14 protein-coding genes and 2 pseudogenes are annotated in these 14,763 nt (G+C 67.0%); 5 read left to right on the forward strand and 11 right to left on the reverse strand.

The window, feature by feature from the left end; translation table 11 throughout:
* From ACIRJP_RS40035 to ACIRJP_RS40060, 6 genes and pseudogenes are all read right to left on the reverse strand, one after another.
* Positions 1 to 160 (reverse strand): transposase (locus ACIRJP_RS40035; RefSeq protein WP_404185829.1); only part of this gene is annotated, 160 nt, incomplete at its 3' end.
* A 226-nt stretch (positions 161 to 386) separates the two neighbouring features.
* Positions 387 to 617: pseudogene (locus tag ACIRJP_RS40040) on the reverse strand (IS6 family transposase); the annotation flags it as partial.
* Positions 618 to 951: 334 nt separating this feature from the next.
* Entirely contained in the window at positions 952 to 1,350 is a 399-nt protein-coding gene (locus tag ACIRJP_RS40045) for a peptidase inhibitor family I36 protein (RefSeq protein ID WP_404185806.1), read from the reverse strand.
* 283 nt (positions 1,351 to 1,633) lie between these two features.
* Positions 1,634 to 2,008, reverse strand: a complete 375-nt coding sequence (locus tag ACIRJP_RS40050) for a PIN domain-containing protein (protein WP_404185808.1) — start codon at positions 2,006 to 2,008, stop codon at positions 1,634 to 1,636.
* Positions 2,005 to 2,259, reverse strand: a complete 255-nt coding sequence (locus tag ACIRJP_RS40055) for a hypothetical protein (protein WP_404185810.1) — start codon at positions 2,257 to 2,259, stop codon at positions 2,005 to 2,007. Before ACIRJP_RS40055 ends, ACIRJP_RS40050 begins: the two co-directional genes overlap by 4 nt.
* A 558-nt stretch (positions 2,260 to 2,817) precedes the next feature.
* Positions 2,818 to 3,162, reverse strand: a complete 345-nt coding sequence (locus tag ACIRJP_RS40060) for a DUF2750 domain-containing protein (protein ID WP_404185812.1) — start codon at positions 3,160 to 3,162, stop codon at positions 2,818 to 2,820.
* An 84-nt stretch (positions 3,163 to 3,246) separates the two neighbouring features.
* On the opposite strand from ACIRJP_RS40060, the gene ACIRJP_RS40065 reads away from it, so the two are divergent.
* The gene (locus tag ACIRJP_RS40065) at positions 3,247 to 3,624 is read left to right on the forward strand and encodes a VOC family protein (protein ID WP_404185813.1); all 378 of its coding nucleotides are present in this window, start codon (positions 3,247 to 3,249) and stop codon (positions 3,622 to 3,624) included.
* A gap of 138 nt (positions 3,625 to 3,762) precedes the next feature.
* Here the strand turns inward: ACIRJP_RS40065 and ACIRJP_RS40070 are convergent, their stop codons facing one another.
* Positions 3,763 to 6,054, reverse strand: coding sequence for a tyrosine-type recombinase/integrase (locus ACIRJP_RS40070; RefSeq protein WP_404185815.1), 2,292 nt, complete (start codon positions 6,052 to 6,054; stop codon positions 3,763 to 3,765).
* 146 nt (positions 6,055 to 6,200) lie between these two features.
* Positions 6,201 to 7,439 (reverse strand): tyrosine-type recombinase/integrase, encoded by a 1,239-nt coding sequence (locus tag ACIRJP_RS40075; RefSeq protein ID WP_404185817.1) that lies wholly within the window; start codon positions 7,437 to 7,439, stop codon positions 6,201 to 6,203.
* A 61-nt stretch (positions 7,440 to 7,500) separates the two neighbouring features.
* Between ACIRJP_RS40075 and ACIRJP_RS40080 the strand changes: the two genes are divergently transcribed.
* The 4 genes and pseudogenes from ACIRJP_RS40080 to ACIRJP_RS40095 all read left to right on the forward strand — a co-directional run bounded on the left by ACIRJP_RS40080 (position 7,501) and on the right by ACIRJP_RS40095 (position 11,552).
* The gene (locus ACIRJP_RS40080) at positions 7,501 to 8,376 is read left to right on the forward strand and encodes a Ku protein (protein ID WP_404185819.1); all 876 of its coding nucleotides are present in this window, start codon (positions 7,501 to 7,503) and stop codon (positions 8,374 to 8,376) included.
* 23 nt (positions 8,377 to 8,399) lie between these two features.
* Positions 8,400 to 9,352: pseudogene (locus ACIRJP_RS40085) on the forward strand (ATP-dependent DNA ligase).
* Between the two features lie 731 nt (positions 9,353 to 10,083).
* Positions 10,084 to 11,148, forward strand: a complete 1,065-nt coding sequence (locus tag ACIRJP_RS40090) for a multiprotein-bridging factor 1 family protein (RefSeq protein WP_404185821.1) — start codon at positions 10,084 to 10,086, stop codon at positions 11,146 to 11,148.
* Positions 11,145 to 11,552 (forward strand): hypothetical protein, encoded by a 408-nt coding sequence (locus ACIRJP_RS40095; RefSeq protein ID WP_404185823.1) that lies wholly within the window; start codon positions 11,145 to 11,147, stop codon positions 11,550 to 11,552. Before ACIRJP_RS40090 ends, ACIRJP_RS40095 begins: the two co-directional genes overlap by 4 nt.
* A 1,158-nt stretch (positions 11,553 to 12,710) precedes the next feature.
* Here the strand turns inward: ACIRJP_RS40095 and ACIRJP_RS40100 are convergent.
* The 3 genes from ACIRJP_RS40100 to ACIRJP_RS40110 form a co-directional block, all read right to left on the reverse strand.
* On the reverse strand, positions 12,711 to 13,037 hold the full coding sequence (locus tag ACIRJP_RS40100) for a helix-turn-helix domain-containing protein (protein ID WP_404185825.1): 327 nt from the start codon (positions 13,035 to 13,037) through the stop codon (positions 12,711 to 12,713).
* Between the two features lie 156 nt (positions 13,038 to 13,193).
* Positions 13,194 to 14,480, reverse strand: a complete 1,287-nt coding sequence (locus tag ACIRJP_RS40105) for a tetratricopeptide repeat protein (protein WP_404185827.1) — start codon at positions 14,478 to 14,480, stop codon at positions 13,194 to 13,196.
* On the reverse strand, positions 14,477 to 14,763 hold a 287-nt coding region (locus ACIRJP_RS40110), incomplete at its 5' end, for a hypothetical protein (RefSeq protein ID WP_404185831.1). The genes ACIRJP_RS40110 and ACIRJP_RS40105, both read right to left, overlap by 4 nt.

A 14,763-nucleotide genomic window follows, 5' to 3' on the forward strand; every position in this document is an offset into this window, starting at 1 on the left:
TGCCGCCGTCGGCGAGGTCCAGGACGTCACCGATCAGCTTCAGCAGTTCCGGCTCGTCGTTGGCCACCCGACGCGACAGCAGCGTGTCGCCCTCGCTGTCCAGGACCAGGCAGTGGTGGTGGGTCTTGCCGCAGTCGGTTCCCGCCCATATCCGGCTCATCGTGCTCCATTCGGTCGTACATGCCTTGCGTACCACGGACGACCTCGCCGGCATTGCTCTACACAGCGACTTGTTCGCACTTCCCAATCGGCGGCCGAGTCGTCGTGGGGAGCCAGGCGGCCAAGCACCTGAAGCCACGAACGGCAGCCACTTGTCAGCCACACCCAGCTCCCCTGGGTGTCCTCACCCTACGAACGGGAGGACCAACCCGTTCAAGAAGGTAGAGCCACTTGTCCCCGGGCCGGGGCCGACGACGGCGCAGTCCGTCGGCATAGGCCTGCCCGAACTTCAGACACCAGCGACGCACTGTCTCGTAGGAAACGATCACGCCGCGCTCGAGCATCAGTTCCTCGACCTCACGGAATGACAACGGGAAGCGGAAGTACAGCCGTACCGCGTGCGCGACCACCTCCACCGGGTACCGGTGCCCCTTGCACGACGGCGACGCGGACGACACGAGCGAACCCCTTCCGGCACGATCAACTCCAAGATCATCCCAGGCCGGTCAGTTAACGTGACAACGCCCGAGTAAAAGCTACGTCGGCAGACTGGCAACGTGCCTCTGGAGCAGGAAACTTCAAGGTGCCTCTGCTACTGACTTCGGCGTATTAGAGTCTGTCCGGTCTGTCGAGAGCGAGGCCCGTCCCGGCAAGGAATCCGCCGAGGATGCCGTGCTGGTACTGCAGCGCTTTGAGCCGCCTGCGGAGCAGAGTGAACCGGGCTCAACCGCTTGGGCCCACGATGGTGGCCCACCTCGGAGGAATGGGGTGGGCCACCGGTTCGTGGCCGGGTCAGCCGCAGTCGTTGCGGTTGATCTTCAGGGACCGGGTCTGGTCGTTGAGGTTGTAGCCGCGCAGGTCGTGGATGGAGCCGCCGCTGCGGGTCACGCACACCCAACGGCCGGAGTAGTCCCGCTTCTCGTAAACGCGGGCGGTTCGGTCGGAGTTGTTCCGGATGGAGCTGCCCCGGTCCCGGATCGCGGAGGGCAGGTCTTTGACGCTGCCGTCGACGGCTCGGCGGACCCAGGGCTGGCCGCCGAAGTTGATCTCGGGGTAGATGCAGACGTAGCCGGACGGGCAGTCGATCGCCGCCCGCGCCCCGCCGACCGCGGAGGCGGTAGTGGCAGGCACGGCGAGCGGCATAAGGGTCAGGGCAGCGAAGGCCGCGACACGCTTCACAGTTTTGATCACGGCACCAGACTCCCCGGCCGCCCTGGCCGGATACGGGCGATCTTCTGCGCGTTCACTCCGCCAGCGGAGCGCGGAAGAAGCATGCCGGGCGCGAACACGGCAGGCCGGCCCAGCTCCCGCCGAGCGGCAAAGGCGATCCTCGACCACCTGCGCCGGACGCCGGGAGTCCGGGACGTGGTGGCCTCCGGCAGCCCTTTCGTCCCCTCAACGTCTCTCTTGAAGGTTGCGTTAAAGCCTTCCGCGGCGGCGTTGGCCGGCCGTAGTCGCCCGCCGGAGAGCGGGTTCAGGTGGGGTTCAGCGGAGTAATGCCGGTACCCGCATACAGCTCTGGCTCCAGAGACAGGACCGTGACCGGCTCCCCCGCCTTCACCGCGTGCCAGGCGATCGCAGCAGCGTGAGCCACCGGCCAGTCCACGGATCTCCAGTCCATCGCGTCCACCGCATGCCCGGCGTTGAACGGGACGTTCTCCGCGAACCGCAGGGTCGCCGCGTGCCGGCCCGCACCCGTGACCTGCCGCTCCGCAGCAAGAATCGACAGTGACGGGATGATGACGCGGCCGGTGCCGCGGGAGGCTTCGATGTACAGGCCGGTGAAGAAGGGATCGGCACGATACAGGGCGACCAGAGCGGTGTGGTCCACGACGACCGTCAGGTTCATGCGACGGCGCCGCCCTGATGGGCGCGGATCTTCGCCCAGGCGTCCTGTCCGGCCTGCTGGACCTGCTCCGTGTACTCGATGCCGAGCTCCCGGGCCGCTTCACCAGCACGCTGCTCACGCTCGGCGTCCGTGAGCTCGCGGCCGGCGAGCTCTTCCAACAGCTCGGTGATGGTCGTGCCTCGTTCGGCGGCGAGGACCCGCAGCCGGTTGCGGACTTCCTCGCTGGTCTTGATACTCGTCGGCTTGTTCATACCACCGATTCTACCGTCGGTAGAACTTTTCGGGGTAAAGGCTCCCGAGCTGAAAATGAGCGGCGGGTTGGCCCGTAGGCGGTTGAGTTGGCCCGACCGAGGATCGGGGTCAATGCGACATTCGGATCCCGGGCCTTCAAAAGCGTCGGCCAGGGTCGGCCCCACAGACGTGATCCGCCACTGCCCGCCGAGCCCGAGGAGCGGTCGTCATGAGCAGGGCCGGCTCGATCTCGGGCAGGCTTCATGATGCGATCACTCCCGCCCCGCACCAGGATCGGACTACGGGCGGTGGCTCGGTCGCACCCTGCCCCGCCCTTGAGCGGGGCGCAGTTCCCGGCGTTCCGGTCTGCTTCCCGGCCCATGCCCGTCAGGGGGCCTGGAGGTGTATATGCCGCGGCCCTTGTGGACCGGAGCTATTTCGTTTGGCCTGGTCACTTCTCTGAACTATCGGTGGGCCCTGCCGAATCCGTTGGCCGCGAGGTGATGGCGTGTCGACACCCTCGGATGTCTGCTGATCTGTTGGCGGCGACTGCGCTCTGCGTTGGCCAGTGCCGTGGGCTAGGAGGCCGCTGCGAGCCGGTTGAGGACTTCCGCCGGAGTGAAGCTCCAACCGACGAGACGCGGTCCGCTCCAGTTGATGCCGATCATGTAGCCCTCTCGGGCGGCATCGGGCAGATCGCGATCACGCCAGGCGTCCAGGGGCATGGATTCAACACGCAGCCCATGCCTCCAGATCTTCGCTGCCCTCTGGGCACGTGCCATGGTCGACCAGTAGGGAAGACTTCGCGTGCCGTCCGCCGAGACAGGAGCCGGACTTCCCTCATCATCCCGAACAAACCAGACCACTTCGCTCTGGCGAGCCTCTCGGAAGAACGCTGCCGCTTGCGAACCACTCTGACTCATGACGGGTGAGCCTAACGTTGCCAGTCGCGCTGGCGCTGCCAAAATCGGATCGTCAAGGCAGTCTCGGTCTTCTACCGTTCCACCATGCAGATCGTCGTGACACTGGACTGTGTTGATACTGAAGCGCAGGCGGAGTTCTGGCTCGCTGCGCTCGCCCCGCTGGACTACCGGCGTGGATTCGACGGACCGCCGTATCTGAGCTTGGTCGGTCCCGCTCTCGCGCCCACCCTTCTCCTACAGCAGGTCCCGGAATCAAAGCAGGTCAAGAACAGGATGCACCTCGACCTCGATTTCGGAACCGAGGACTTGGACACTGAGGTCGAGCGCCTCCAACAGCTAGGGGCTCGGCGGCTCTCTCGAGAACAGAACGAACATGGCTTTCGCTGGGTCGTCGTTGCCGACCCAGAAGGCAATGAGTTCTGTGTTTTCGTCCCCCCAGCCAACGCTGTTCCAGAGGCGTAGCCGCAGCATCCAGATGCGCCACCGGCTGAGTCCGTCCCCACTGCGGCGTGGGGAACGGACGGAACGTGGCTCCCCACGCCAGAGCAGGTCCACGTGGCCATCAGCCCTTGCGTCCTGGGCCCTTGTCCACACTTTCGCTTATGACTGCCGCGAGGTGGGGAGGCCCAGATTCACGGGCCCAGGTGCTCGCGAGGAGTCGTCGATCTGCCGGATCTTGGCTTCAGCTCCTGCGAGACTCACCTGGAGCCCCTCGATCTCCCCGATCCATCCATGCTGTTCTGCCTCTGTGATGCGGGCGATGAGGTTGTCACGGATCTCGATGAGACGCTCGCGCTGGGCGGGGTCCGGACGCAGAAGAGAGCAGCGGACACAGGCGTGTTCGTGGATGCAGGCGGTGCCGTAGGCGCGGGCGCAGGTGCCGACGGAGAGTTTGCGGCGTTCGAAGTGTCCGAGGAAGTCCTCCCACTCGCTGTCGGTGGGGGTTCGGTACTCCTCCGCGGGGCGCAGGACTCGTCGGCGGGTGATGAAGGCGCGGTGGGCCTCGATCGTCTCGGTGGGGTAGACGGCGTTGTAGCCCATGGTCGTGTTGATGTTGGAGTGTCCGACGATGGCCTGGGCGATGTGAGGCGGTAGGCCGGAGCGGATGGCGTCGGTGACGAACATCCGCCGGAAGTCGTGCGGTGCGAAGTCGAGGGGCTGGCCGGTGGCGTCCGTCAGGCCGATGAAGGCCAGGACCTCTCCCAGGGAGCGGCGGATGAGTTCGCCGCTCATACAGGAGCGCTCGCCGGCGCGGTCCCACTGGAACAGCAGAGGCGCGGGTGGACTCCAGACGCGTTCCTCGTAGTCGTAGGCGGCCACCAGCGGAATGGCACCTGAGCGCGGATCGCGGACGCGGCGGATGATCGTGGAGAGCACGTCTGAGAGCTCGGGGCTGACCAGCAGGACACGCTCCTGGTCAGTCTTGGACGGTGCGATCTGCAGCAGCGGGACGATCTCGCCGGTGGTGGGCAGCCGGTACTGGACCAGACAGTGATGGCTGATCTCCAACATCTCCTCGATGCGGGCACCAGTGTGGCGCAGGAACTCGACCGCTGCCCAGGCCCAGAACGCCCGGTGCTCGGCCAGATCAAGATGCACGCGCGTGCCGGTCGCGTCCCGGGCGCAGTCGCCGCCGTTCTTCGAACGGACGAAGACGGATCCGCCAACGGTGAACTGCGCGCCGGGTGGCACCGCGCGCAGAGCCTCCAGGCAGGCGGTCAGGTGACGGTGGTGGTCGGCCGCGGCCCGGGCGAAGGTCTCCAGGGCTGGGAGGCGTTCGCGGGTGCGCTGGTCCATGCGGGCCTTGACCCGCTTGGTGCGCTTGCCGTCCTGGACCTCGGCTTCCTTGATCGGGCAGGGTGCTGCCCACGGCCCCCATCGCGTCGGTTCCTCCACGGCCCAGCGTGCGATGTCCAGGTAAAACGCGCGGACCGCCATCATCTGCAGGGCCCGGTCGGCCCGTTCGACCACCTGTTCCTCCACCGTGCCGTCGGGGCGACGACGGCGCTTGACCCGGGTCCGCATCCGCTCTTTCCACGCAGCAGCCACATCAGGTGCCAGATCGAGGGAGGCGATGCCCTGGTGATGCCGTTCCAGGTCGGACCAGAAATTCCGGGTCAGGCTGCGGGCCAGATTGTCGAGGGTGCCGTAGTCCAGGCGGTGGCGCCGTTCCTCGAGGTAGTCGATCAGCAGCCCCCGGATCGGACCGTTTGCCACACCGTGCCGGTCCACCAGCTGCTCACAGGTGAGCTGCCCGGTGGCCCGGCCGAGCAGTCGCAGTGTCGTTGGCGCGTCGCCAGGCAGACCGCCCAGCTCGCGCAGCCAGGCGTAGTACAGCGTGCCGGCGCCGCCGGTACTGCTTGCTCCTGCCTGTCGGAGGGCGGCGTCGTACTCAAGCGCGTCACCGACCGTGATGTCGGCGATGCCGCCGCCCTTGGCGAGGAGGATCCTGGTCAGTGCCAGGCGGGCTTTGCCGCCCGATCGGGTCGTCCACTGCTGCTGGCCGACGCCGTTCTTCAGCAGGATGAAGCCGGCCGGATCGCGGGCTTCCTCCACGAATTCACGCAGCTGGGCGCTGCGGTGACCGATCAGCCACTGCAGCGGCAGACGAATCACGTCAGCTCCGGCCAGGGCCAGCAACCCGGACTGCACGGTGCCACGTCGTTTCACCTTGGTGGCTGCGGCGATCCACAGGTGCCCTTGCTCGGACCATCGGCGAGGACACTCCGCGGCGGGGGATGCCAACCATCGTTCCTGCCAGCTTGTGCCGGGATATCCGGCCAGCCACGTGAGAATGGCGCGAGCCCCCGCGACCCGGTACCAGAGCGTGTTCTCGACAGTCGCGTTGTACGGCTCCTGCCGCAGCATGTCCAGAACGTTGTCCGCCGACATGCAGGACGCCACCCACTGCCTTCCGCTCTCGCGGGCGGGGAACTTCGCGCGCGCCTGCTCCAGAGGGCCGCCGGCTGCCTGGGGAACACGTACCGGCCTGCCGGGGCCGTCAGTGTTTCGGCCGACAAGGTGACGCACGCGGGCTGTCACCAGGCACCCCCGAACAGGTCGTTGAGAGCCTCGGGCCGGTATCCGGCCGCGGGAACTTCCGGGATCCGGGCCAGCTGTTCCTGACGATCATGATGTGCACGCACTGCCTCGACAATCTCCTCGCGGCCGGCAGGAACGTAGATCTGAGTTGTACTCAGATGGGCATGGCCCAGGACCCATTGCACGTCCGTCAGAGCCAGCTTCGGATCCCGAGCCATCCGGTAGGCGGCGGTGTGCCGCAGATCGTGCAGCGTCCAGTTGGCACCCAGCAGAGTGTTGGCACGGTTCAGCATCGCCCGGGCAGCGTGGTAGCTGAGTGGCCGGTATGGTCGCCGCAGGGTCCACCACAATCCTGCCGCCGGATCACGCGGCACCCCTGCCCGCCAGGCTTCCTCCTGATAGAGGCGGAGCCACACGAACGCATCCGGTGATGACGGCAGCTGCTGATACGCACGCGTCCCCTTGCGCAGCACCCCCAGCAACTGCTCACCCGGCAAGGGATCCCGCTGCCGGCTGGTCAGCAGTTCCTCGGCCCGAGCGCCGTTGGACACCCAGAACGCCAATAGGGCGCGGTCGCGGTGGTACCGCAAGGCGGCGAACAGCTCGTTGAACCTGCGGTCCGGAATCCGCCGCGGCATCCGTGCAGGGACCGAGGGCCGGTACTGGCCTCCATGTGACCGCCGGCCAGCGGTCGGACCGCGTCGATTCCGCCCCGCAGGGAACGGGTTGATGATGGGCCCAGAACCCGTATCGAGGTGAAAGTCGTAGAACGACCGCAGCACAGTCTCGGCATGCACCCGCGTCCTGACCGAATACATGGGCCCCGGCGTGGACCGGCCCGTGACGGGGTTCGGATCGCTCATTCGCCGTACCGGCGGCGAGCTGGAACGGCCAGAGGCCCGGTGGCGCCAGTGGACACGGACCGGCTTCGGCGCCACCTGCATCCAGCGTGCGAAGTCACGGGCATCCACTCGCGTGACGCGATTCCAGGACAGGTCCCATCCGGCAAGGAACCGCCACCATCGCAGCAGATCCATCCCATACGAGCGCAGTGTCGATGGCGGCCGTCCGCACGCCTGAAGCTCCGCGAAGAACTCGGCGACCGACTCCACCGCAGCACCAGCGGTGTCGAGCAACACCCATGGTCGTGCTGGGTCTTCCGTTTCCACCAGCCCACCCGAATCCGGCAGCACGAAGCCAGCCAGATCACGGGTCGAACCACCCGTCTCAAGCATGCCGGGAAGCTAGCAGAAACCTGCTCTGACCTGCGAATATTTGGCGTCTAGTTCAGTCAACATGACGATCCCGATCAAGGTCGTCAGTGCGACCGAGGACCGCTCGGTTCATTTCCACCAGGTGCATCTGGAGGACATGGGCCGGGTCCGCACGCGCAAGGTGTGCGAGATCGAGGACGAGGTCGTGCCGCAGGAGGAGGTCGGCAAGGGCTACGAGTTCACGAAGGACGAGCTGGTCGCGGTCACCGATGAAGACCTCGACGAGATGCCGCTGCCCACCGCGAAGGCCATCGAGATCGTGGCGTTCATCGACGCCGACAGCATCGACCCCATCCGGATCAGCGACAGCTACTTCCTCGCGATCGACGGACAGGTCGCAGCGAAGCCGTACACCCTGCTCCGCAAGGCACTGGAGCGCTCGGACAAGGTCGCCGTCGCCAAATTCGCGTGGCACAACCGCGAAAGGCTGGGGCTGCTCCGGGTGCGGGAGGAGGCGATCGTGCTGCACGCGATGCGGTGGCCCGACGAGATCCGCAGCCCCCAGTCCCTCGCGCCCCGGGACGTCGACCTGGACGAGGAGGAGATCGAGCGGGCCGTCCAGCTCACCGACACCATGGCCCTCGACGACATCTCCGGCTTCCGGGACGAGTACCGCGACGCCGTGGAGGAACTGATCGAGGCCAAGGCTGAGGGTATCGAGCTCCCGGAGCCGGCCGAGGGCGAGGAGCGGGAGGCCGGGCAGGTCGTCGACCTGATGGCGGCGCTGAATGCCTCCGTCAAGGCGGCCAAGGAGAGCCGCGGCCAGGACGCCACCGTGCACACGATGCAGCCCCGCAAGAAGACCACGGCGAAGAAGACCGCGTCCGGGGAGAAGCGCGCGGCGAAGAAGACCACCACGAAGAAGACTGCGGCCGCGAAGAAGCGCAGCGCGTCCTGAGCGGGTGCCCGGGCGGGATGGTCATGGTGAGTCTGCCGCGGATCGCTCCGATGCTCGCCACGCCGGGCAGCCTGCCGCCCGTGGGAGTGGAGGACCGGTGGGCGTTCGAGGTGAAGCAGGACGGTCAGCGGGCCATGGTCTATCTGCCGGGCGATGGGACGACGGTCCTGCGGTCCCGGTCCGGGGCGGACATCAGCGCTGTCTACCCGGAGCTCGCAGGGCTCGGTCCGTGCTCGGCCGGCCCGCAGTTCTGGACGGCGAGATCGTCGCGCTCGACGACGCGGGGCGCAGTGACTTCGAGCGGCTGCAGTCCCGTATAGGGCTGGCCTCGGCGGCGAAGGCCTCCCGGATGGCGCGGTTGGTCCCGGCGCATCTGGTGCTGTTCGACGCGGTGTATCTGGACGGCTGCGGCCTGACGGGGCTGGCGTACACCGAGCGCCGCTCCCTCCTGGAAGGCCTGGGACTGGACGGGAAGCACTGGTCGACACCGGCAGCGGTCGTCGGGCACGGCAAGCAGGCGCTGGAGATGACCCGGGCCGCAGGGCTGGAGGGTGTGCTAGCGAAACGACTTGCGTCGGTGTACGAACCCGGGGTCCGGTCCCGCTCGTGGATCAAGATCAGGCACGTCCGGACCGCTGATGTGGTCGTGGGCGGGTGGGTGCCCGGCCGTGGCCGGCTCACCGGCCTGCCCGGAGCCCTGCTCGTAGGAGAGGCGCGCGCAGGCCGTCTTCGGTACCTGGGCAGTGTCGGCACCGGGTGGAGCGATACCGAACGCATCACGCTCGCCGGCCTGCTCGACGTCGCCGCGATCGACGAGTGCCCCTTCGACAAGGTGCCGAGGGTGGCCGGCGCGCGGTGGGTGCTTCCGCGTTTGGTCGGTGAGGTCCGCTACGCGACCAGGACCCGGGCGGGACTGCTGCGACACCCTTCATGGCACCGGCTGCGCCCCGACCTCGCACCGAACGACATCACCTGACCCGCGTCCCTCTGTGGCTGCAGCCCCAGGAGGGATGCGGGGTTCCGGGCCATATTCGACGATCGGAGCGAGGCTGCGGCTGAGGCAACTGGGTCTGATTCTGACCGGAGTTGACCGAAATTAGCTATCGGGAACGATCGGCAACACCAATCGTCCAATTAACGGACTGTAGCGGTGGAGTGTCGGATGGTGAGCCGGTACGTTCGCGGACATGAGCCGACTCTGGCGCGGGGCCAACCACTACCAGAGTCGGCTTCTCTACCCGTCATCCGATGATCAAGGAGGGCTTCATGCCTCCCGACCAGGTATCCAGTACGACCTCGGAAGGCCCCCGGACTGGGCGTTTCGACCGTAGCATCCCTCCAACACGGACGATTGAAACCCGTGAATGGCGTGACAATCAGGTCAACGTCCAGGTAGGGGCGTTCGTTGCCGTACCCGTTGCGGGGATCGTGCTCATTCTGCGCCCGGAACTCACCAGCGCCGTCCTGATGGCCGCCGGTTCCGCGATCGCCGCGCTGAGGCACTCCTACCTCCGTTACCAGCGGTTCCGCTGGACCGAGCAGTGAACTCCGGGGTGGCCGGCGGCGCCGGCCACCCCTCCCGCCGGGCACACCGCCCGTGGCACTGAGTGCAGAGAGTCACGACACTGAGGGCCTTCAAGTCCCTCTCCCGGGCCGGAAGCTGACGTTTCCGTTCCTGCTTCCCTGTTGCAACCCCTCAGAAGGGTCATGCTCGTGTCCCCGAACGACCAGCTGGAGTCGCGCTGCCCCGGCCCCGGCTGCTTCAACACCGTCAAGCAGACCGGAGTCGGACGTAAGCGCGTCTACTGTTCCGACCAGTGCGGCACCCGCTACCGCCGCCACACCCGTACGCCTGCCGCCGACAACCACGCATTCGCCGTGGCCTCCCTGAACGACCTGCGCCACCTGCTCGACCAACTCGACGTCGTGGACGGCGAAGACCCGGTGCATTCCCTCGAGCTGGTTCTTGCATGCGAAATGGTCTGGAAGGACCTCAAGACCGCAGTCGTCCTGCAAAGCCGCGACAACAAGATGAAGATGCCAGCGATCGCGGACGCTCTGCACATGAGCACCAGCGCCCTGGGCCGGATGCTGGACAGCGCACCCGGACGCCGCGAGCGCCGCCTCGCCCCCCGGCTCCCGGCCCGGCCCACCGCCCTTCCCTCGCCGCGGCACCCCATGCCCGGCCCGCCCCGGGGACGGAACCCCGAGGGCGGAACCGGAGACACCGACGGCGCCGCCCCCGGGCACGGCCCGGTCGCCACCTTCGCCAGCGCCCTGTCACACCTGCACCGCAAGAGCGGCAAGACAAACAAACGCCTCGGCAACGACGTCGGCGTCGATCCCTCCTACATCTCCCGCGTCATCAGCGGCGAACGCATCCCCTCATGGAAAGTCACCCGCAAGCTCGCCCACGCCCTGGCCGCCGACGACAAAGAACTCCGCCCCCTGTGGAACGCAGCCCGCGGATACAACGTGGCCGACCGCGCAACCTTCCACGCCGCGCTCCGCGGCCTGCACCTCGCCGCAGCCCACCCCACCATCGATGCCCTGCAGTCCAAGACCAGCCTGCCGCCCAACCAGATCACCGCGGTCCTCACCGGATCCGTCCTACCCGACTGGGAGACAGCCGAGTGCCTCGTCAGCGCCCTGAACGGACAGTCCGACCTCATCCGCCCACTCTGGGACATCGCCCGCGCAGCCAACCCACTCGGCAACACCCCGCCCAGCACACCTTCCCTCTGCTCCATCCCCGTCGGGACATTCGGATGACCACCACCTCCCCGGCCACCCACCGCACAACCAGCCCCGACATCATCCTTCCCGCCGCATTCCGCGCCTTCTGCACCCTCCAGCACCCCACATACCGCGCCTACGCCGCAGCACACACCCATCCAACAGACACCGACCACCTGATGAGCCGCGCCATGGGCGACCTCGCCGCGCACTGGTCCGCCATCCTGCTCCGACCCGACCCGACCGCCTACGCCTGGGACCTCTTCGCCAACCTCGTCCGCCACCACACGAAACGGCTCCTCATCCCCACCACAAGCCCCCTCCAGTACGAGATCGTCGTACTGCACCACCTCACCCGCTGCACCATCGACCGCATCAGCGACACCACCGGCCGCGCCACCGAGAAGATCCGCTACCTCCTCAACACCTGGAAACCCTGAACACGCGCGCTGCCGCCCCGGACCTCAGGATCTCCGGGGCGGCGGTCAGAAGGCAGGGAAGGAACAGGCGGCGAAGCCGAGGCTGTCACATGAGGCAGGTCACGGCGTGACCCTGAGAAGACTTGGCGGTTGAGTCGATCATGCGCAAAGTGATGACAACGATTCTTACCACTGCGATAACGGTTCCGGCGCTCGCTCTGTCTGCCGAGGCGGCGACCCCGCGTGCGGTCGGGCCCGTCGGCACGTCTGCCTGCGGGAAGAAGAACTTCTTCTTCAGTTCTTCGAGGGCGTCTATGGACTGGCCGTGTGAGGTCCTTCGTGCCTCTTCCTCGGCGTGGCTGCCCTGTCGGTACCTGCTGCCTTGGCAGGCCACTACGCCGGGTGACCGCGTGCCGACGGCGAGATCGACAGACCACGTGGTCGGGAGATGCGGATCGGTGTCCCGGCCAGGTCCCCCAGTGGCACGGTGCACCTCTGCCAGGCTCGTGCAGCGGAACGAGCTGCAGCAGTGGGTCGAGTGGGGCATACCGCTACGGAACGCGCTGGAGGAGGACTGATGCACATCAACCCTGGCCCTGTTCGGCACCATCAGCTCACACAGAGTCGGCGACCGACTCACCGAACTGCATCCTTCCGGGTCTTCGATGTCTCCATCAAACCCGGGGCGATTCACCTCGTGGCTGAGGAGGATGTCGCCGCTGGCCAGTCCCGCAGGAGATTAGGCACGCGTTGGTTCATGTGGATCCAGGCCCACCCGCTGTTCGCTCGAGGCATCCCGACGATGGCTTGCGCAAGTGGTTGAAGACCCTCGGGTATCGCGCCGCCGGGGCCGACAAGGAGCTTGTTGATCCTGTCCGAGAGCAGACAGCGCCAGCAGACGTTGTTGTCGCTGGCCAGGTTCTCCTCTCCGCATCGCTTGCACTGGACCTCAATCGGTACTTCGCAACAACGGACGCAGACATGGCGGCCTTGCGGATCGAGGCCGGGCAGGAATGCCGGTGTGACCGCATGCGGCGCAGGTGCCCAGGCGGTTGCGGGCGGCGCGGACGCAGTAGAAACAGACGATGCCCTCGGGCCACGGCTGGCTTGCGGGGTAGCAGCGGACGCAGGCCGGCCAACGGCTCGGGTCGGAGGTGTATTTGCGCGGTGCGGGCACTCTCAGTCCTCAATGATGCGGGCGCGTTCGGGCCGGAAGTCGGACTTGATCTCGATGACGGCGGCCTCGCCGGCGGTGCGATTGCGGCGATCCGCTTCGACGTAGGGCTCGATGAGGTCGGCCGGAGAGCAGTCGAGGATGTCGCAGAGCGCGGCAAGGACTGGCAGGGACAGGCGCTCGGGCCGGTCGGTGACCAGCCGGTAGACCTGTGCTGTGGAGAGGTTGATGCCTCGCTCGCGCAGAAGCGGGATGAGTTCGGTGGTTTTCCAGATGTTGTGCGCGGCCATGATCCGCCGCAGGTGCCAGTGGTAACCCAACCGCCTGATCATCCGAGTCCCTCTCCGGTCGCGACGCCGATCGCGCGGCTGATCGTGCCGTCCAGGACCTTGCGCAGCGTGCGGGCCCGGAAGTCCGATGACACCGATAATGGTGGAGTCGGGTATTGGAACTGTCGGAATGCCTGGTCGGCTCGTCCCTGAAGCGGGTCAGTTTGGGCCGCTTTGGGCAGCTGCGGATACGTCGCGAGCTTCACGGAGGGTCTCACCTGCCGTCGAGTTCGCGCCGGTGACCAGGTGCCCGATTGCTTGGTCGGTCAGCGATCGGATCAAGCGTCGCGGGCCGCTGCTTGGACTAGCGGCGGCGAGCTGGCGTTCGAGGGCGACGCTCTCAGCCAGGGCCGGGATGACCTTCTCGGTGAACTGCTGCGGGACGCAGTTGAAGGCAACCGATTGCCGGATATTGCGGCGGCGCAGGAGGGTCCCGAGCTCGGCCAACTGCGTGGGGTCGAGTGCAGACCGGTCTCCGGTCGTGGAGATCGCGTCGTCGATGGCCTCGCGTCCCGCGCGGTAGGTTTGCCGGACGCTGAAGGCCCACCAGTGAAAGCTCACGCCGAGTACTGGTTGGAGAGCCTGGGGATCTGGGCTGACGCCGACCGGGGTCGTCCGGCCGCCGTTAATGCGCTCATCTCGGGCACCGGACCTGGCGAACAAGGCGGCGTGGACGGCCTGATGGAATCCGAAGTTCCTGCGGTCGCCTTCGGGCGGAAGCAGGTCGCAGGTGGCGATGGCTTCGTCCAGGAGCTGTCTGGCTTCCTGCGGATGCCCGGTGTCGGTGAACCAGGGTGCGACCCCCGCGAGCCAGATCGCCAGTCCGGGCAGACACCGTGGCTCAGCTTCGGCCATGCGGCGCTTGAGCTGGAGCGCCTCGCGTTCGATCTCCAGGCTCGCGTCGGTCTGTCCGGCCAGATCAAGGTAGATCGCCAGATCGAGGAGCGACCACACGACGCCGTCAGATGAGGGGTGGCCTCCAGGGCCGTCCGTCGCGCCGTGAATGTCAACAACCTCGCGTTGAGCGGTCACTGCCCGCTCGAACTGGCCGGCCTCGGCAAGGCCGTGGGCGAACGCGCCGAGGATCTGTGTTTCCTTCTTACTGTCCTCGCGTTGACGGTTCAGCTTCCGGGCCAGCGCTGCGGCCTCGGCCTTCGCGGCCAAGGAACGATCATCGGCGTGCGCAAGCGAGTACTGCAGGCCGAGCGAGGAGATCGCATGCGTCGCGGCTGCGAGGTGTTCTTCGAATCCGTCGGCGAGGAGGCCCCGATAGATCGCCGCGGCCTCCTCGAAATACGGGATGCGCGCAGACGGCCGCTCGCGGTCTATTCGCCATCCGAACTTCAGGAGACACCGAGCCAGAACCGGCCCTCCGGTGCTCGGCTCTTCACGAGCCAACGTCCGTGCCTCGGCGATCGACTCCTCGGTGACCGGCTCACTCCTCATCGAAGCCCTCCTTCGCTGTTGTGCAACTGGTGATCGGCGGAACCTGCGGAGTCGGCCTGTCCCAGCCGGCGGCACGCGTCGGACAGCACCACGGACAAGACGGAAGGCGTCGTCACCGTCTCCTTCAAGAACAGCGGCGGCAGCAACTGCCGCATCAGCGGCTTCGCGGGTGTCGACCTGAAGACTTCCCCCCCGGTTCGGACCATGATCCCGACCATCGGGGCACTGCAGCCGACCTCACGGGCGATATCGACCAGCCGCCACCCCTTCGCGTGCATCCTGA

Source organism: Streptomyces sp. NPDC102437, assembly GCF_044765565.1.
Taxonomy (GTDB): domain Bacteria; phylum Actinomycetota; class Actinomycetes; order Streptomycetales; family Streptomycetaceae; genus Streptomyces.